The 16657-nt window shown below is 71.7% G+C and carries 18 protein-coding genes; 10 read left to right on the forward strand and 8 right to left on the reverse strand.

Annotated features, from left to right (window positions below; genetic code table 11):
- Positions 1-718: 718 nt before the first annotated feature.
- Entirely contained in the window at positions 719-1279 is a 561-nt protein-coding gene (locus tag IGA62_RS06275; RefSeq protein ID WP_145815848.1) for a hypothetical protein, read from the forward strand.
- Positions 1280-1605: 326 nt separating this feature from the next.
- Here the strand turns inward: IGA62_RS06275 and IGA62_RS06280 are convergent, their stop codons facing one another.
- Genes IGA62_RS06280 through IGA62_RS06290 form a run of 3 tightly spaced genes read right to left on the reverse strand, consistent with a single transcriptional unit; the run spans position 1606 to position 2795 of the window.
- The gene (locus IGA62_RS06280) at positions 1606-2232 is read right to left on the reverse strand and encodes a hypothetical protein (protein ID WP_145815847.1); all 627 of its coding nucleotides are present in this window, start codon (positions 2230-2232) and stop codon (positions 1606-1608) included.
- 49 nt (positions 2233-2281) lie between these two features.
- Entirely contained in the window at positions 2282-2569 is a 288-nt protein-coding gene (locus tag IGA62_RS06285) for a hypothetical protein (RefSeq protein WP_145815846.1), read from the reverse strand.
- A gap of 46 nt (positions 2570-2615) precedes the next feature.
- Entirely contained in the window at positions 2616-2795 is a 180-nt protein-coding gene (locus IGA62_RS06290; protein ID WP_145815845.1) for a hypothetical protein, read from the reverse strand.
- 253 nt (positions 2796-3048) lie between these two features.
- Here IGA62_RS06290 and IGA62_RS06295 point away from each other — a divergent pair, with 253 nt between their 5' ends.
- The 3 genes from IGA62_RS06295 (at position 3049) to IGA62_RS06305 (ending at position 5122) form a co-directional block, all read left to right on the forward strand.
- A complete protein-coding gene (locus IGA62_RS06295; protein ID WP_145815844.1) occupies positions 3049-3936 on the forward strand; it encodes a helix-turn-helix domain-containing protein in 888 nt (295 codons plus the stop codon).
- Positions 3929-4132 carry a DUF397 domain-containing protein gene (locus tag IGA62_RS06300; protein ID WP_145815843.1) on the forward strand — a complete coding sequence of 68 codons (204 nt, stop codon included), beginning with the start codon at positions 3929-3931 and terminating at the stop codon, positions 4130-4132. The genes IGA62_RS06295 and IGA62_RS06300 overlap by 8 nt, the downstream gene beginning before the upstream one ends.
- Before the next feature lie 87 nt (positions 4133-4219).
- A complete protein-coding gene (locus IGA62_RS06305) occupies positions 4220-5122 on the forward strand; it encodes an NlpC/P60 family protein (RefSeq protein WP_186499732.1) in 903 nt (300 codons plus the stop codon).
- Positions 5123-5183: 61 nt separating this feature from the next.
- Here the strand turns inward: IGA62_RS06305 and IGA62_RS06310 are convergent, their stop codons facing one another.
- Positions 5184-5696 carry a M23 family metallopeptidase gene (locus IGA62_RS06310; RefSeq protein ID WP_145815841.1) on the reverse strand — a complete coding sequence of 171 codons (513 nt, stop codon included), beginning with the start codon at positions 5694-5696 and terminating at the stop codon, positions 5184-5186.
- A gap of 109 nt (positions 5697-5805) precedes the next feature.
- A complete protein-coding gene (locus IGA62_RS06315; protein WP_145815840.1) occupies positions 5806-6282 on the reverse strand; it encodes a YfbM family protein in 477 nt (158 codons plus the stop codon).
- A gap of 93 nt (positions 6283-6375) precedes the next feature.
- Here IGA62_RS06315 and yidD point away from each other — a divergent pair, with 93 nt between their 5' ends.
- From yidD to IGA62_RS06345, 6 genes are all read left to right on the forward strand, one after another.
- The gene (gene yidD / locus IGA62_RS06320) at positions 6376-6771 is read left to right on the forward strand and encodes a membrane protein insertion efficiency factor YidD (RefSeq protein WP_186499731.1); all 396 of its coding nucleotides are present in this window, start codon (positions 6376-6378) and stop codon (positions 6769-6771) included.
- Between the two features lie 106 nt (positions 6772-6877).
- A complete protein-coding gene (locus IGA62_RS06325) occupies positions 6878-8113 on the forward strand; it encodes a sensor histidine kinase (RefSeq protein WP_145815838.1) in 1236 nt (411 codons plus the stop codon).
- A complete protein-coding gene (locus IGA62_RS06330; protein ID WP_145815837.1) occupies positions 8103-9323 on the forward strand; it encodes a hypothetical protein in 1221 nt (406 codons plus the stop codon). The genes IGA62_RS06325 and IGA62_RS06330 overlap by 11 nt, the downstream gene beginning before the upstream one ends.
- The gene (locus IGA62_RS06335) at positions 9293-10000 is read left to right on the forward strand and encodes a response regulator (RefSeq protein ID WP_145815836.1); all 708 of its coding nucleotides are present in this window, start codon (positions 9293-9295) and stop codon (positions 9998-10000) included. The genes IGA62_RS06330 and IGA62_RS06335 overlap by 31 nt, the downstream gene beginning before the upstream one ends.
- A gap of 80 nt (positions 10001-10080) precedes the next feature.
- Complete coding sequence (locus tag IGA62_RS06340) at positions 10081-10815, forward strand: hypothetical protein (RefSeq protein ID WP_232624899.1); 735 nt, start codon at positions 10081-10083, stop codon at positions 10813-10815.
- 108 nt (positions 10816-10923) lie between these two features.
- A complete protein-coding gene (locus IGA62_RS06345; RefSeq protein WP_145815835.1) occupies positions 10924-14241 on the forward strand; it encodes an NACHT domain-containing protein in 3318 nt (1105 codons plus the stop codon).
- 7 nt (positions 14242-14248) lie between these two features.
- Here IGA62_RS06345 and IGA62_RS06350 read toward each other — a convergent pair whose 3' ends face one another.
- The 3 genes from IGA62_RS06350 to IGA62_RS06360 all read right to left on the reverse strand — a co-directional run bounded on the left by IGA62_RS06350 (position 14249) and on the right by IGA62_RS06360 (position 16612).
- Entirely contained in the window at positions 14249-15157 is a 909-nt protein-coding gene (locus IGA62_RS06350) for a GlxA family transcriptional regulator (protein WP_145815834.1), read from the reverse strand.
- 4 nt (positions 15158-15161) lie between these two features.
- Positions 15162-15770, reverse strand: a complete 609-nt coding sequence (locus IGA62_RS06355) for an isochorismatase family protein (RefSeq protein ID WP_145815833.1) — start codon at positions 15768-15770, stop codon at positions 15162-15164.
- A gap of 89 nt (positions 15771-15859) precedes the next feature.
- Positions 15860-16612: a lysophospholipid acyltransferase family protein gene (locus IGA62_RS06360; protein WP_145815832.1), complete on the reverse strand. Its 753-nt coding sequence runs from the start codon at positions 16610-16612 to the stop codon at positions 15860-15862.
- Positions 16613-16657 lie beyond the last annotated feature (45 nt).

Genomic DNA, 16657 nt, shown 5'->3' on the forward strand with positions numbered 1-16657 from the left:
GCTGCACCGAAGCGAATTCGGCCACGTCTCAGCGTCCCCGGCTACGCCACCTCCGACGCGAATCGCCTGACAGCCGACCTCTCAGCAGGACCGTCGCTCTCACCTGCCAGCCAGCCCGAAAGTCTCCCGGCTGACCTACGCGAACTGACGGAGGCCACCAGGAACTTTCCCGGCGACCTCGACGGTCGCCGCCTCGCCGCCTATCGAAGAGAGCAAACCCAGCTCAAGCGACGCCTGCGTGACATCGGCGGCAAGGCATGCGCGCTCTGCGGTCGTGAACTGCCATCACAGTTCCTCGTCGCCGCCCACATCAAGAAGCGCTCCGAATGCATGGACGCCGAGAGGCTCGACTACGACAACGTGGCGATGCTCGCCTGTGTCCTTGGGTGCGACAGCCTCTATGAACACGGCTTCATCGCGGTCCAGCCGGGAGGGGTCATCGAAGTCAGCCCACAGGTAGCGCTTGCCCCCGCCGTCGCAGCACACTGCAGCACGGTGTTGAGCGAAAAGGCGACCGACTGGTGGTCGCCCGGGCGCGAACCCTACTTCGCCTGGCACAGAGGCCACACCTTCCGACACTCTGCGTAAACAACACGGCGTTAGAGTCGCAGCCGAAGCCTAGCTTGCACCGATAGCACGCCGGCTCCGGCTCGTCACGAGCCGGAGCCGGCACCGGCCATATCGAACGAGGAAAGGTGGGAGCCCCAGATTGGCCCGCTTGCAGAGCAGTCATGAGTTGACCTTCCTTCCGAGCCATCAACTTCTCATCCTGCGCGACATCGATAGCTACGCCGATCCAGGCGCTAGTGTCGCGATCAGCACAGCGTCCCGCCAGATAGCCTCGGCCAGCGGGTACGGCGTCTATATCAATACCGTGCAGGATTTGGTGGCAGTTCATTCCATCGTCGAGGTATGGTCGAGTCCCCCAAGCGTTGTTGAAGGTCGACCGGGCTGGACACCAGTGCTGACCTGCGTATTGGACTCACCCACCGGCCAATTTCTCTTAGCTGACACCACAGGTTCCGGGTTCGCCGGCATTGACCCTTCGGAGGGGCCGGGGCGTTACGGCGTCAACGTGTTCCACCAAGGGCGCGAGCAGGCCAAAGTGGCGTTCCAAACCATCCTGGACGCGATGGACCAGGACGCGTGGCAACAGCCGGTTAACGAACTGCAACAGCAGAATGCCGGCGTCGAGAAGTACCTCGTACAGTTGTGGTGGCAAAAGCCGCTGGATCCTGATGGTCAGGATGACGAGACAGACGCCCCTGGCGCAGGCTAACCATCGCAGAGACGGGACCGCGGGCCAGCGTCCCACGGACGGATGTAGGCCCTCGGAAAAGCCTATCGTTGGCATGCAGCACGGCTGGCCCTTCGACGCACCTATTTCGGCTCCGGAACCATGCTGGCGGCAAGTAGAACTACAGACAGGAGAGACATGGAGATGACCCCTGCGAAGAATCCCCAAGCCACATCGCGGTCCAGCCCCTCTACGTGGTAGATCATTAGATGGTCACGAATAATGTCGCCTATCCTCCTGGGCGTCGGCTCCGCAACAGTCCAGCCCGACCTACGACGGGGCCGGTCGGGCGGACGACACGGGGGCGCTCACCGCAGGCGGACGTCCTCAAGGACGGGGAAGTCGTACCAGGTGACGTCGAAGGGTGCGCCGGCCGCCGGCACCGCCGGGTAGAGCGCCCAGGTCATCGCCTGGGCGCCGGGCGCGAGGCTGAAGGACTCACCGGCCCGCGTCGTGGCGCACCAGCTGCTCTCGGCGTACACGGTCCGGTCGTCGCCCAGGACGACCTTCGACGAGATCCGGTCGATCTCGACGACCGGGCAGGCCAACGGCCAGGCGATCAGGGCGTCGTTGCGGTACCGGAAGTTCAGCTTGAGCTTGCCGGCGGTGACCTCGGCACTGACCAACGTGACGCTCAGCGACAGCGCGTCGTAGACCACCTGGTTGATCTGGTACGTCCCGGGCTCCGCCTCGCGCGGCGACTGGGAGGGTTCCGGCGACTCCGTCGAATCCGGGGACTCGGTCGAATCCGGCGAGCCGGAGGACGCCGACGGCTCCGGCGACTCCGACGACCCTCGTTCGGTGGCGGTCGGCGTGGGGTCGGGCGAGCCGGACGCGCTGCGGTTGGCGAGGTACGTACCCCCGACCGCGCCGACGATGGCGAGGCAGGCCATCAGGGCGATGAGGGCCAACGTACCGGCGTGCCTCTTCTCCACGGGAACTCCGACTGCTCAGGGGGCATTGGCCGTGAAGGTAGCACCGCGGTCACAGCTGACGGTGTGCCGTCCGGGTCGGTGCCGCGGCGGAACGGGTCGACCGCCGGGGCGTGGGGGCGGGGACCGACCGCCGCACCCGTAGCCCGGCCGGCTGCACGAAGATGGACCGCCGGGCGACCGCGTCGCCCTTCCGGTCGAGCTGGTAGCCGTCGAGCCACACCCAGCCGTCGTACGTGACCCAGTCGAGCACCCGGATCACCCGGAACAGGAACGGGTGGACGAACTGCACGCTGGCTGCCCGGGTCACCTCCACCAGGTCACCGGCCCGGAGTTTCACTCCCGCCGCCCCGGGAACCGGACCGGCGGCACCGGCCCGCGCGTCGTCATCGCGCCTCCCCGGGCCAGTGCAGCCGGCGGATCGGGATCCGGTGGCGGATCCGGCAGGGCAGGTCCGCACCGCACCGGCAGGTCAGCCGCCGGAGGATGTGGTTCCACACCGGCCGGTGCCGCCGCGCCAGCGTCAGCGCCGTGGCGGCCAGGTAGTGGTCGTACGACACACGCATCGGGCGTCCTTCCGGGGAAATGGAGCGGCCCGCACCAACGCGCCATTGGTTACGGGGGCGGCCTGCCTTTTGTCGACGGCATTCCTGATGGCCGTCGACATTCACGCCACGTCGACAGAATGCGACAGCGCCGACACCTTGCGCAATTCCCCACGCCGCCCCTATCGTCGGCCGGAACAATCCGCGAGGAAAGGACGGGAAATGCTCACGGAAAGAAACGTCGGCTGTTGCAGCAGGAGTGCGGTGATGTTGCATGACGGATGAAACGAGCGGTTCCACCGTCCCTCGTCGTCAGCTCGGCCGCCTCCTCACCGAGCTGCGGGAGGAGGCCGGGGTGAGCCTCGACGCGGTGGCCGAGGCGCTGGACTGCTCCCGGCAGAAGGTCTGGCGTATCGAAAAGGGGCTCGTTCCCGTGCGGGTGGTGGACGCGCGGGCGATGTGCGAGCGGTACGCGGTTTCCGAGGAGATGCGGGCCATCGTCGTCGGGCTGGCGAAGGAGACCCGCGCGCAGGGCTGGTGGCACTCGTACGGCGACGTGGTGCCGTCGTGGTTCTCGCTCTACGTCGGCCTGGAATCGTCCGCGTCCATGCTGCGTCAGTACGACTCCGAACTGATCCCGGGGCTTCTCCAGACCCGTGAGTACGCCAGTGAACTGTTCCGCCGGAAGAATCCGCACCTGAGCACCGAGGAACGGGAGAAGCTGGTGGCGGTACGGTTGCAGCGGCAGCGCGTCCTCGTCCGCCGGCTGCCCAGCGCACCGGTGCTCACGGTCGTCCTCAGCGAGGCGGTGCTGCGGCGCACCATCCCCGACCGGGCGGCGATGGCCGACCAGTTGCGGCACCTGCGCGACGTCTCCGCGCTGCCGAACGTGTCCCTGCGGGTGCTCCCGCTCGCCGCCGGTCCGCCGCTGGCCAGCGAGACGGGCACTTTCGTCCTCCTCGATTTCCCGCAGGCTCCCGGGCGGGCCTCGACCGAGCCGACGACGGTCTACGTCGAGAACCTCACCGGCGCGCTCTATCTCGACAAGCCGACCGAAGTGGCGGCCTACGAACACGTCTGGCGCGACCTCGAAACGCTGACTCCGGATGAGGCAGAATCAGGAAGAATGATCGAATCGATCATCGAGGAGCATCATGACTGATCGTGCCGGTGCCGTCTGGCGTAAGAGCACCCGCAGCGGCGGGAGTGGCGGCAACTGCGTCGAGGTGGCCCACCACCTGCCCGGCGTCGTCGCCGTCCGGGACAGCAAGGACCCGGACGGCCCCGGGTTGGCCTTCCCCACCGACGCGTGGTCCGCGTTCGTGCGCGGTCTACCGCGGCGCGGCTCACGACATTGACGCGCTTCGTTCCGCGCGTAAGATCACGGCAATCGATAGACATCCATCTATCGGATGACGCGGAACCAGCTACCGGAGGCAGAGCGCATGTCGATCCTGCGTCGCATCGGTGTCGTGACGGCGGCACTGGTCCTGGGCAGCACCGTGGCCGCCTCGGCCGCCCACGCCGACTACACCTTCTATCGCACCGCCCCCCACGTCGGGGCCTGCTGGAACAAGGTCACCGCCTACGGCGGCGTCTACCAGGTGACCAACAACCTGCTCAACGGCACCGGGAGCTGGCACACCGCCCGGGTCCTGGTCAACCGTCCCGGGGTCGGCATCCAGTCCGACCAGAGCTACACCGCCGCGCCCGGGGAGTGGAAGGTCGGCGCGCTCGCCCACGTGGCCATGGTGCCGAACGACGAGTACCTGGTGCACCTCGACGGCGTCCAGGTGGTGGGCATCCCGGCCCACGGCATCCCGTACTACATGAACCACTGCAAGGTGACGGAGTCCCCGTCGGTCAAGGTCCGACAGGCGCTCAGCTACGGGCTGGCCCAGCTCGATGCGATCTACGTGGGCTGCGCCGCCGGGACGTACCGGTTCGGCACCGTACCCACCAGCACGCTCTACCACGACGGCACCACCTGCGGTCAGAGCCGGGTCTACAAGCAGCCCGCCGGGGTCAGGGGCTACGACTGCTCGGGCCTGATCTACAAGATGTTCCAGCACGCGGGGGTGTACTTCCCCTGGACCAGTTCCAGCGCCATGAAGTCGGGCATCCCGCAGGTCGCCAAGTCGCAGATCCAGGTCGGTGACCTCCTCGCCAAGAACGGCCACGTCGCGGTCTACCTCGGTGACGGGGACGGCGACGGCGTGGCGTCGGTCCTCGAGGCGACCCCCAAGTGGCAGAACCCGGACGGCACCTGGACGGGTGTGGTGATCAGCAGTGCCACGAACTACCTGAACAGCTCGGAGTACACCGCCCACCGCGTCCCGGGCGTCTGAGTCCACAACCGCCAGGGGCCCGCGGTCGATGACCGCAGGCCCCTGGCTCCGACCGGGTGGATCAGCAGATGGTACGGGTGTAGTTCGCGGTCCCCCAGTAGTAGGCCAGGTTGCCGTTGAACCGCACCTGGATGTCACTGCCGTTCAGCCGCTGCTCGTAGTGCAGGTGCGAGCCCTCGGAATTGCCGCTGTTGCCCACGTAGCCGATGGTGGTGCTGTAGCCGACGCTCTGGCCGACCGAGACGTTGAACCCGCTGAGGTGGGCGTAGTAGGTGGTGTACCCGTTGCCGTGGTTGATCCGCACGTACCGGCCGTAGCTGGCGTTATCGAGGTCGGCGACGATGTCGACGGTGCCCGGGGCGCTGGCCTTGACCGGATCGCCGTGGTCGTCGGCCCGGTTGAAGTCGATCGCGTAGGCCGGGCTGTGATAGGTGCGGGTTTCGCCGGACCACGTCTGGTTGCACGGGAACGGCACCCGGAAGGTCGGCGCGGCGGCGGCGGGCGACGCCGGGACCAGGAACGCGACGGTCGCCAGCACGGCGACGCTGAGGAAACTCGTCAGGCGGGAACGCATGCGGAACCTCCATCATCAAACTTGTCGATGTTTCGATGGATCATCGCAGAGTGATCCGGTCCTGAAAAGGCCCACTCGCCACGCGGTGTCGTCGTGCCGGGCCGCCGGATCAGACGACGGCGAGCAGGACGGCCTGTCCGGCCCCGGCCGCCGCGAGATAGAAGGACCGCAGTTCGTCGAAGTACGGCGCCAGGTAGGTGTCGAACTCCTCGTCGTCGTCCCAGATGTCGGGGTAGACGTGCGCCGCCCCGAGGGCGGCGGTGTCGTACCGCGAGCGGAGGGTCTCGACGGTGACCGGTTCGAGCCCGGCGGCGATCGCGCGGACCTGTTCCGGGCCGAGCAGCCGGGCCGGGCCGTAGCCGACCTCGGAGCCGAGCGGCTCGCCGCCGAGGATCGCCTCGCCGGCCCCGGCGGTGGTCTCCCAGGCCTCGCCGGCCAGCAGGTAGTGGATCGCGTGCCACGCCTTGTCCAGGTCGAGATCCGGCCCGCTCCCGCCGTGGACCAGGTCGGCGGTGAGTGAGTGGTCGGCGAGGAGGCGCTGCTGCTCGGCGGCGTCGAGTCGGCGACCGACGAAGATCATGCCCATGGCCGGCAGTATGCCCCGCACCTCCGACGGGCCGCCGCACCAGCCAGGACGGGCGATGTCGACCGGTGGCGGGCATGCGCCATCATGATCCGCATGATCAAGCTCAAGGGCCACGGCCACGGCCACGGGCGCAAGCGGAAGAGCAGGTTCCTCGACAGCTGCGAAGGCTGCGACGGCTGCGACAGCTGCGAGGGCCCGGACTGCTGCAACTTCGGCCTCTTCTCGTTCATGTTGACGCTCGGCGCGACGACGGCCTCGGCGGTGCGCGCACCGATCGTGGACCGGGCGGGCCGGGCGGCGATCCTCGGTTACCGCCGCTGGCTGTCGCACCGCTGGCCCGGCCAGTGCCGTTACACGCCCACGTGCAGCGCGTACGGCCTCACCGCGGTCGAGCGCTACGGCCTCGCGGTGGGCGGTCGGATGGCCGCCGACCGGCTGCGCCGCTGCCGGCCGGGCGTGCCCCGGGGGACCCACGACCCGGTCCGCTGACCCGAGGTCACGCCCGGCACACCGACCGGTCACCCGTGGTACTCTCCGGCGTCCCCCAGCTGCCGAGTGCCCCGTACGGATCACCGCCGGAAGGACGCCTCCCCCGATGCCGGCCGTCGCCGCCCCGTCCTCGCCGGTGGTCGTGCCGGATGATCCCGCCACCGCGCCCCCGGTGGCGGCGAGTCCGGCCGGCGACGCGCTGAACCGGGTCTTCACCACCCTGCCGGTCATGCTCCGGCTGACCTGTGGCCTCGCCGGTGCGGTCACCGCCCTGGCGGTCCGCACCCCGCCGGTCCGACCGGTGCCGCTGGTCGTCGCGGTCGTCGTCCTCACCGGCTGGTCACTGTGGTTCACCCGGTCGGGGATCCGGTCCGGGCTCACCCCCGGGTTGATCGGCGCGGACGTGGCGTTGACCGTGGTCACCTGCCTGCTCCTGCCGTACCTGGTCGCCACCGAGGTGCTCCCCGGTGAGGTGAGCTGGGTGGCGATCCTGGCCAGCACCACCGTGATCGTCGCCCAGCTCGCGTCGCGGCCCCGCTGGGCGGTGCCCGCCGGGCTGCTGGTCGCCGGCGCGTACGCCCTCGGGGCCCACCGCGCCGGCAACGACGCGGAGGCCGTCGCGCACGCGACCACCCTGGTGGTGCAGACCGCTTCGGCCACCGCGCTCGCCGTGGTGCTGCGCCGTAGCAGTCGCCGGGCGGACGCGGCGTTCACCGAACGGCAGCGCGTGCTGCGGGAGGCGGTGATCGCCCGGACCGCCCGGGAGGCCGAGCGGCGACAGAACCGGGATCTGCACGACACGGTGCTCTCCACGCTGACCATGGTGGGTCTGGGTGCGGTCCGCTCCGGTTCCCCGCTGCTGCGTGAGCGGGCCGCCGCCGACCTGCGTACGCTCGCCGCCGCCGGCACCCCGGCGGAGCGCGAGGTGGTCCCTCCGTCCACTCCAAGCGACGCGACCCGGACGGCGCTGGACGGGTGGCTGCGCGGCGTGGCCGCCCGGGTCCCGGAGCTGCCGGTGGCCGTGGACCTCGCGCCGGGCGTCACGGTCCCGGTGCCGGTGGCCGCCGCGTTCGCCGAGAGCACCGCCGCTGCCCTGGCCAACGTGCTGCGGCACGCGCCGGGCGCGGCGGTACGGCTGCGACTGGCCGGGGTCGCCGGCACCGTCGTGGTCGAGGTGGTCGACGACGGGCCGGGCTTCGACCCGGCGCTGGTCCCGACCCACCGGTACGGGCTGCGCGAGTCGATCCGGGGCCGGATGACGGCGGTGGGCGGACGGGCGACGGTCGACGCGGCCCCCGGACGGGGCACCCGGATCCGGCTGGAGTGGCCGGATGCGGGCTGAACCGTCGACCACCGGCACACCATCGCCGACCGCCGGCACACCGGCGACGCGCACCGGCGACACACCGCCGCCGGACGTCAGCGAGGTCGCCCCGCCCGACCAGGTCCCGCCGCCGGCCGCCGGGGCGGTGGCCAGTGCCTCCGACCGGGGTGCCCGGATCGCGGCGGTGGTCATCGCGTACGGCTGGCACCTGCTGGTCAGCCTGCCCGCCGTCCTGCTGAACTGGTCGGAGCTGCGGTGGCCGTGGGTGGTCGGCGGCGGCTGGCTGGCGGTGGCGCTGGCCGGGGCCGTCGCCGCGTGGCGGTTGTTGCGCGACGCGCCACTGCCGGCGGGGCCGCTGGTGGTCGGGTTGCTGGTGGTCGACGCGGCGGTCTTCCCGGCCAGCGGCGAGCGGTTCCTGTTCCTCTCGGCGAACTGGGGCTGGGGCACGGTGGGCTGGTTCGCCGTGCTCTTCCTCTGGGGACGGCCGCTGCGGCAGCTGGTCGCCACCATCACCGCCGGGGCGGTGATCGCGCTGGTCGCGGTCCTCGCGCGGGGCGCGGACGCCGCCGACCTGAGCCGCTACGCGATGTACGTCTACGGCGTGGCGGTGCTGCCGCTGGCGCTCGCCGTCGGCGCGGCGACCCTCACCACGCTCGCCGCCGAACGCGCCCACGCCGCCTCCGCCGGGGCCGCCGTGACCGCCCAGCGGCTCGCCGCCACGCACGCCCAGCGGGAGCGGCGGGACCGGCTGGCCCTGGTCGACGCCACGGCCGGAGAGATCCTCGCCGACCTCGCCGCCGGTCGGGCCGACCCGGCCGACCCGGCGGTGCAGCGGCGGTGCGCCCTCGCCGCGGCCCGGCTGCGCCGGCTGATCGCCGAGTCCGACGACGTGCCCGACCCGCTGCTGCACGAGCTGCGGGCCAGCGCGGACCTGGCGGAACGGCGGGGCGTCGTGGTGGACCTGGCCGTCGTGGGGTCACCGCCACCGTTACCGGTGGAGGTGCGCCGCCGCCTGGTCGAGCCGCTCGCCGCCGGCCTGGCCGGCGCGCGGGACCGCACCCGGCTCACCGTCGTGGCCGGACCGGACCACGTGGAGATCAGCCTGATCGCGCCCGAGCAGGGCATCCTGGAGGACGTGACGTCCGGCTGGACGGACGACACGGTCGGGTACGAACACGTTCGCGACGGGGAGGTCGGATGGACGCGGACCCGGTGGCGGGGCCGGTGAGCCTGGTACGCGTGGCGATCGTCGACGACCACCCGGTGGTGGTCGAGGGGATCCGGTCGTGGCTCGCCGTCGAGCCACGACTGACGGTGGTGGCCACCGGGGACGATCCCGACGTCGTGCTGCGCGACGCCCCGGACGCCGACGTGGTCCTGCTGGACCTGCGGCTGCACGGCCGGATGGCGGTGGACGCCGTGGTCGGGCTGAGCGCGGCGGGACGGCGGGTGGTGGTCTACTCCGAGCACACCGACCCGGAGACGATGCTCGCCGTGCTGGACGCCGGGGCGGTGGCGTTCCTCGCCAAGCACGAGGGACGGGAGCACTGCGTCGCCACGCTGCTGGCGGCAGCGGACGACCGGGTGTACGTGCCGCCGTCGCTGGCCGGCGCGATGGTGGGCGACGCCCGACCGGACCGGCCGGCCCTGTCCGACAAGGAACGGGAGGCGCTGCTGCTCTGGTTCCAGTCGATGTCGAAGGCGTCGGTGGCCCGCCGGATGCGGATCAGCGAGCACACCGTCAAGCAGTACGTCGACCGGGCCCGGATCAAGTACACCCGGGCCGGGCGGCCGGCCGCCACGAAGTCCGCGCTGCTCGCCCGAGCGATCGAGGACGGCCTGATCCGTCCGGAGGAGATCGGCGACTATCAGTCGTACGCGTCGTCCGACCGGCCGACCCCCTAACGGGTGTCATGACACCGGCCCGCCCGGCCGGGACGCTCGACGGCAGACCGCCCGCACGCCGTGTCCGCCGGGAGGCCGTGATGACATCCGACGACGACGGAACCCCGTTCTTCATCGCACCGCACCGGTTCGACGCTTCCGGCGCACCCGACCAGCCGATGCTGGACCGGCACCACGAGCCGGTCCCCGAGCCCGGTGAGCGGGTGCTCGCGCGGCACCGGCTGACCCTCGCGGGTCACCTGCTCGGTCCGGCCGTCGACCGGCCGCAGTGGCTGCTCACCCCGACCGCCTCGGTGACCGTCACCGACCGGCGGATCGTGCACGTCTGCGCCGACCTGCCCCTGGCCCCGGTCGGCACCGGCCCCCGGCACCGGCGCTGGCTCCCGGCGGCCCGCCCGGCCAGCGGGCAGATCCGCTGGCAGTGGCCGTCCCGGTTGGAGCTGCGGCCGACCGCCCCGGACGGCACCGCCGACCTGCTGGTCGTCTGCGACGCGCTGCGGACCATCGCGCAGCCCGCCCTCGCCCTCGGCGGCCCGGCCCGGGAGGTCGCCGCGCTGGCCCGGCTGGTCCGGCGGGCGGTCGCCGCGTTCCGGCTGGCCAACCCGACGGTCGTGGAGTTGTCGGCGGCCGAGCGGGACGTCCTGCTGCGCCGGGCGGGCACCGGCTCGGTGGTACGCGGCGTCCCGGTCACCCTGCCCGGGTCGCTGCCGGTGGAGTTCCTCAGCCGGGAGGACTACTACCACCCGCCGTCGCGGTCCCGCCGGCCCGGACCGAGCGGACGCCCGGCGGCGGGCCACCCCGGCCCGGCCTGCTGACGACCTTCCGATCCACTATGGACTGGTCGCCGGCCATCACCTAGGCTCCTCAACTCTGTGCCCGACGGCCTGACCTCAAGGGGTCGGCCCCCGGATGGGGAGCCTCGAATGCCGCTGATCGAAACCGCCGCGACCGGCCTGGCGAAGGCGGTGGTGACCCGCGCGGTCGGGCAGTGGCTGGGGCACCGCCAGGCCCGGGACGCCCGCAGCCTCGACCTGTCGGAGCTGGTCGCCACGACGTTCCGGGACCGGATCGTGCGCCGCAAGGCCGAGGCGCAGGTCCGAAGCCTCGTCACGGAGGTCACCGAACGCATCGAGCAGACCTTCGCCACCGAGTACGGCAACCTGCCCGAGCACGAGGTGGCGGCGACCCTCGACACGGTCGGGCGGGTGGTCACGCACGGGGTGGCCTCCGACGAGCAGCTCTTCGCCGCCGACGCCGACCCGGCCCGGCTCACCCGGGCCCTCCAGCCCGCCTACGTCGCCGCCGCCGAGCGGGCCGGGCTCAGCGAGGCGGCCACCCGGCTCGGCGAGCGGGTCCTGGCCGACTGCGTACGCTGCCACGTCGAGTTGGTCCGGCACCTGCCGGAGTTCACCAACCGGGCCAGCCAGGAGATCCTCGCCCGGTTCTCCCGGCTCTCCGCCGACCTGGCCGAGGTGCTCGCCCGACTGCCCGCTCCCCCCAGCGCCGACGCGGGCGACGACGGCTCCTTCGAGCAGCGGTACGGGCAGTTCGTCTCCACCCACCACGACCAGCTCGAACTCTTCGGCGTGGACGTGCACAACTTCACCCCGGAGACGACGCTCAGCATCGCGTACCTCAGCCTCAGCGTCACCGACTCCAGCGGCGGCGGGAGCCGCCGGACACGTGCGCTCCGTCCACACGCCCAGGGTGCCTTCGGCCGGCTGGTCGACGCCGACGCCAGTAAGGGCCTGTTCGGTGACATCCAGATCGGCCTGCGGGTCGAGGGAGCACTCGGACACCACCGTCGTGTCCTCCTGCGCGGCGAGGCGGGCTCCGGCAAGAGCACCCTGCTGCGCTGGTTGGTGATCAACGCCGCCCGTCGTACGTTCACCGGCGAGTTGCAGGACTGGAACGGGCGGGTGCCCTTCCTGGTCAAGCTGCGCGCGTACGCCGACCGGCCGCTGCCCCCGGTCGGCCCGCAGCTCGGCGACGACATTGCCCAGTTCGCCACCGAGGCACCGGCCGGCTGGGTCGAGCGGATCTTCGCCGAGGGCCGTGCCCTGCTCCTCGTCGACGGCGTCGACGAACTGGTGAGCAGCCAGCGGGCCGGCGTCCGGGAGTGGCTGCGCCGGATCCTGCACCGGTATCCCGGGGTGATCGTCGTGGTGACCTCCCGGCCCACGGCGGCACCGGCCCGCTGGCTGGCCAACGAGGACTTCACCACCCTGGCGCTGGAGCAGATGAGCCCGGCCGACATCGTGGTCTTCGTCCGCCGCTGGCACCGGGCCATCGGCGGCGCGCGCCACCTGCCGTGCCAGGCGGACGAGCTGCCCCGGTACGAGCGTCGACTGCTGGCCCGGCTGGAGGCCAACCGGCACCTGCGCGGGCTGGCCACCAACCCGCTGATGTGCGCGATGCTCTGCGCGTTGAACCTCGACCGGGGCGACGACCTGCCGCACGACCGGATCAGCCTCTACCAGGCCGCCCTGGACATGCTGCTGGAACGGCGCGACACGGCCCGGAACGTGCCCGCGTACCGGCGGGTGGGGTTGGGTGCGCAGCACGCCCGGACGCTGCTCCAGGACCTGGCCTGGCGGCTGGCGATCAGCAACCGCTCGGAGCTGGACACCGGGCAGGCCCGGGAACACGTGACCCGCAAGCTCGCCACCATGCCGAAGGTCACCGCCGAGCCGGCCGACGTGTTCGAACACCTGCTGGACCGCAGCGGCGTCCTCAAGGACGTGGCCGAGGACCGGCTCTCCTTCGTGCACCGGACGTTCCAGGAGTACCTGGCGGCGAAGGAGATCGCCGAGGAGAACTACGTCGACGCACTGCTGGAGCAGGCCGGGCGGGACATCTGGCGGGAGACCGTCATCATGACCGCCGGCCTGGCCAACAGCGAGTACCGGCAGCGGCTGATCAACGGGCTGCTCGACCGGGCCGACGCCGCGTCCGACCGGAAGCAGCGCTGGCTGCGGCTGCTCGCGGCGGCCTGCGTGGAGACCGCACCCGGCCTGACCCCGGCCATGCAGGCCCGCATCGACGTCAGTCTGGTGGCGCTGCTGCCACCCCGCAGCAAGGTGGAGGCCCGCTCCCTCGCGCTGGCCGGGGAGCGCGTCCTCGACTACCTGCCCGACGACCTCACCGAACTCACCCCGTCGGTGGCGGCGGCCGTGGTCACCACCGCCGCCTACGTCGGCGGCCCCCGGGCGTTGGAGAAGCTCTCCCGGTACGGCGCGGACGCGCGTGGTCCCGTGATAGATGCCCTGATCCGCGCCGCCGACCATTTCGAGCCCGACGAGTACGGCCGCCGCGTCCTCGCCGACTCCCCGCTTCAGGGCGGTTCGATCACCGTCGACGAGTGGACCGCGCCGATGACCCGTCACCTGCGGCATCTCCGTGACGTGCAGTTCATCGTCCAGCCCAAGCCGGAGGTCCTCCGCGCGCTGCCCCCGATTTGCGGCCTGTACCTGTTCGCTGGCATCAGCGGCCCCATCGACCGGGAGATCGACGCCCTCCGGGCCCACCCCGAACTGGAGAGCCTGTACGTGAACACGCCGCTGGACCCGGCGGCGATTCCAGCCACGCTCACCCGACTCCGGACCCTCATCTTCCTTTTCCTGCCACCGCCCAGTGGTCGGACGAATCTGTCGTGGCTCACCCGGTCTCCTCAGCTCACGGTGCTGTCCCTGTGGGGCATCTACCGGCCGTACACCTGGCGACCGTTGACCCAGTTACCGGAACTGAACGACCTGTTCCTCTCCGCCGCGACGGATCGGCACCCGCTGGACGACGTGGCTTTCCTGCGGCAGCTTCCCGCGCTGGTCTCGTTGGGGCTCAGCGGTTGCAGCGACCCGGCCGTCCTGGACCACGTCGCCGCCCACCGCAGCCTGAAGCGCCTGGTACTGAACTGGCTCGATGTACCTGTCCTGGACCTCGCCTCGATCCGCGACCTACCGCTCGAGGTCCTGGACCTCCGCGCTTTCGCCGGCCCACTCGATCTCACCCCGCTGGCCGGTCATCCCACCCTGGAGACGGTCGAACTGTCGGCCTGTGTCGGTCTCACCGACCTGGGTCCGCTGGCCACGATGCCCCGACTGCGCACGCTGCGTCTCAACAGCGCGGGAACGACCGCCACCGGCCTCGACCTGGGGCCGCTCCGCGACAGTCCTCGGCTCACCGTGTACGCCAACCCTGACCAACGGCTCCACAACCGGGAGGGCGTCCGGGTCCGGCGGTAATCGCCGCTCAACGGGTGCGGGCGCGTAGGCGGCGGAGCATGCGGGCGTCGGCGAAGCCGACCGCGCGGGCCGCGGCCTCCACCGTGGAGCCGTGCCCGATCAGGTGCTCGGCGCGTTCCACCCGCAACAGCTGCTGGTAGGCGAGCGGGGTCAGCCCGGTGGCCTGCCGGAACAGCCGGGTCAGCGTCCGCTCGGCCACCCCGCCGGCCGCCGCCAGCGCGGCCAGCGGCAGCTTCTCCGGGAACCGGGCGTCGATCACGTCCTGCACCCGGTGCGCGGCGTCGCTGAGGTGCGAGCGGTGCCGCAGCATCGCGCTGGCCTGCTGCTCGTCGCCGTTGCGCCGGGTGTGCACCACCAGCGACCGGGCGACCCGGGCGGCCACCGCCGGCCCGTGCCGGGTGGCGAGCAGGTGCAGCGCCACGTCGATGCCGCTGGCGATGCCGGCGGAGGTGACCACCCGGTCGTCGACCACGTAGAGCACGTCCCGGACCACGGTGGCTGCCGGGTGCCGGCGGGCCAGGTCGTCCTGCACCTCGTGGTGGGTGGTGCAGCGCCGGCCGTCGAGCAGCCCGGCCCGGCCGAGCGCGTACGCCCCGGCGCAGACGCTCGCCACCACCCCGCCGGCCGCGTGGTGCGCGGCCAGCCGCCGCAGGTCGGCGGGCCCGACCGGACCCGCCGGCCCGTGCGCGGCAGGCCGCCAGCCGGGTACGACGAGCAGGTCGTCCGGGGTCAGCTCCGGCCACCGGGTGTCGGCGCCCAGTGGCACGCCCTGCACGGTCGACACCGGTGCCCGCTCGGCGATGTAGTGCAGGCGGTAGTCGTACCCGAGGTCGGCGGCGGTGGAGAAGACCTGGGCCGGTCCGGCGAGGTCGAGCAGGTGCAGCTGCGGGACCAGCAGGAAGACGACCCGGGCCACCGGTTCAGCCTGCCACGTCGGCGGGCACCGCCCCGACCACCTCGTCCACGGTACGGATGGTGGCGAACCGGCCGGCGAGGGCGTACTCGGTGCGGGTGGTCATCTCCTCGGCGGAGAGGGTGCGCGGGTCGGCCAGGATCTCCTCGACGCCTGCCGTCTCCGGCAGGTCCCGGTGCGGCGTGGGGAAGGTCATGGTCGCCTCGGTGACGAAGGTGACCTGGTAGCCGAGGTCGAAGCCGAGCCGGGCGGTGGTCTCGCAGCACTGCTCGGTCCGGATGCCGCAGACGACCAGCTCACGGATGCCCCGCGTGGTCAGCAGGAGTTGCAGGTCGGTGGTGGTGAACGCGTTGTGCGCGGTCTTGGTCAGCCGGGGTTCGCCGTCGCGCGGGTGGAGCCCGTCGAGCAGCCGGACGTGGCCGCTGACCGGGTCGAAGACACCGCCGCTGCCCGGTTCGGCGTGCAGGACCCAGACCACCAGGTCGCCTCGTTCGCGGGCGGCGTCGACCAGCCGGCGGACCCGCGCGACCAGATCCGGGTTGGAGCGGTACGCCCAGATCGGGCGCTGCCGGAAGGACTCCTGGACGTCGATGACGACGAGTGCTGATCGGCTCATGCCCCGATCCTGGTCGCCGACGGCGTCCCACCGACAGGCACCATCACGTCCACCTCCGGAACGATCCGGTCGCCCCGGCCCACCCGCGCTCAGGCGGTCGTGGCACGGGCGAGGCGGGCGGCCTCCAGGGCGGCGGCCTCCTCCAGGGTCGGGGCGGTACCGCCCAGGTGCTTCGGCTGCCACCAGGCGTCGTCCGGGCCGGACGGCTTGTCGGGGTACTCCCGCTGCGCCCGGTCGACCAGAGCGATGAGCCGGGCCTTCAGATCGGCGTTCATCTTGCCGGCGTACTCGTAGGCGGCCGGATCCAGCGGCTCGCCGATCAGGATGGTGATCGGCACGTGCCGGCGGGTGAGCGTACGCGGGCGGCCCTTGGTCCAGAGCCGCTGACCGCCCCAGAGCGCGACCGGCAGGACGGGCACCCCGGCGTCCTTGGCCATCCGGACGGTGCCGCTCTTCAACTGCTTGACCACGAACGAACGGCTGATCGTCGCCTCCGGGAAGACGCCGACCACCTCGCCGCGCCGCAACGCGTCGACCGCCTGGTTGTACGAGTCGAGCCCGGCCTCCCGGTTCACCGAGATGTGCCGCATGCCCCGCATGAGCGGGCCGGAGATCTTGTGCGTGAAGACCGACTCCTTGGCCATGAAGCGGACCAGCCGCTTCGACTCCTGCGCGCCGAGCCCGCAGAAGATGAAGTCGAGGTAGCTGACGTGGTTGGCGGCCATCACCGCCCCGCCGGTACGCGGCACGTGGTGCGCGCCCTCCACGGTGATACGCATGTCGAGGACCCGGAACATCGTCTTGGCGGCGGCGATCACGGGCGGGTACACGAGTTCCGGCATGCCGGCGAGAGTACCCTGCCGGCCGTGTCCCGAAGCCTGACCGGA

The sequence above is a fragment of the Micromonospora sagamiensis genome, assembly GCF_014680085.1.
Lineage (GTDB): Bacteria > Actinomycetota > Actinomycetes > Mycobacteriales > Micromonosporaceae > Micromonospora > Micromonospora inyonensis.

What these genes read in the sequence shown, in the direction of transcription:
- IGA62_RS06290 (WP_145815845.1), bottom strand. Translation starts at nt 2,795, where the DNA reads ATGCGTGTGTCGTACGACCACTACCTGGCCGCCACGGCGCTGACGCTG.
- IGA62_RS06295 (WP_145815844.1), top strand. Translation starts at nt 3,049, where the DNA reads ATGACGGATGAAACGAGCGGTTCCACCGTCCCTCGTCGTCAGCTCGGC.
- IGA62_RS06300 (WP_145815843.1), top strand. Translation starts at nt 3,929, where the DNA reads ATGACTGATCGTGCCGGTGCCGTCTGGCGTAAGAGCACCCGCAGCGGC.
- IGA62_RS06305 (WP_186499732.1), top strand. Translation starts at nt 4,220, where the DNA reads ATGTCGATCCTGCGTCGCATCGGTGTCGTGACGGCGGCACTGGTCCTG.
- IGA62_RS06310 (WP_145815841.1), bottom strand. Translation starts at nt 5,696, where the DNA reads ATGCGTTCCCGCCTGACGAGTTTCCTCAGCGTCGCCGTGCTGGCGACC.
- IGA62_RS06315 (WP_145815840.1), bottom strand. Translation starts at nt 6,282, where the DNA reads ATGGGCATGATCTTCGTCGGTCGCCGACTCGACGCCGCCGAGCAGCAG.
- yidD (WP_186499731.1), top strand. Translation starts at nt 6,376, where the DNA reads ATGATCAAGCTCAAGGGCCACGGCCACGGCCACGGGCGCAAGCGGAAG.
- IGA62_RS06325 (WP_145815838.1), top strand. Translation starts at nt 6,878, where the DNA reads ATGCCGGCCGTCGCCGCCCCGTCCTCGCCGGTGGTCGTGCCGGATGAT.
- IGA62_RS06330 (WP_145815837.1), top strand. Translation starts at nt 8,103, where the DNA reads ATGCGGGCTGAACCGTCGACCACCGGCACACCATCGCCGACCGCCGGC.
- IGA62_RS06335 (WP_145815836.1), top strand. Translation starts at nt 9,293, where the DNA reads ATGGACGCGGACCCGGTGGCGGGGCCGGTGAGCCTGGTACGCGTGGCG.
- IGA62_RS06340 (WP_232624899.1), top strand. Translation starts at nt 10,081, where the DNA reads ATGACATCCGACGACGACGGAACCCCGTTCTTCATCGCACCGCACCGG.
- IGA62_RS06345 (WP_145815835.1), top strand. Translation starts at nt 10,924, where the DNA reads ATGCCGCTGATCGAAACCGCCGCGACCGGCCTGGCGAAGGCGGTGGTG.
- IGA62_RS06355 (WP_145815833.1), bottom strand. Translation starts at nt 15,770, where the DNA reads ATGAGCCGATCAGCACTCGTCGTCATCGACGTCCAGGAGTCCTTCCGG.
- IGA62_RS06360 (WP_145815832.1), bottom strand. Translation starts at nt 16,612, where the DNA reads ATGCCGGAACTCGTGTACCCGCCCGTGATCGCCGCCGCCAAGACGATG.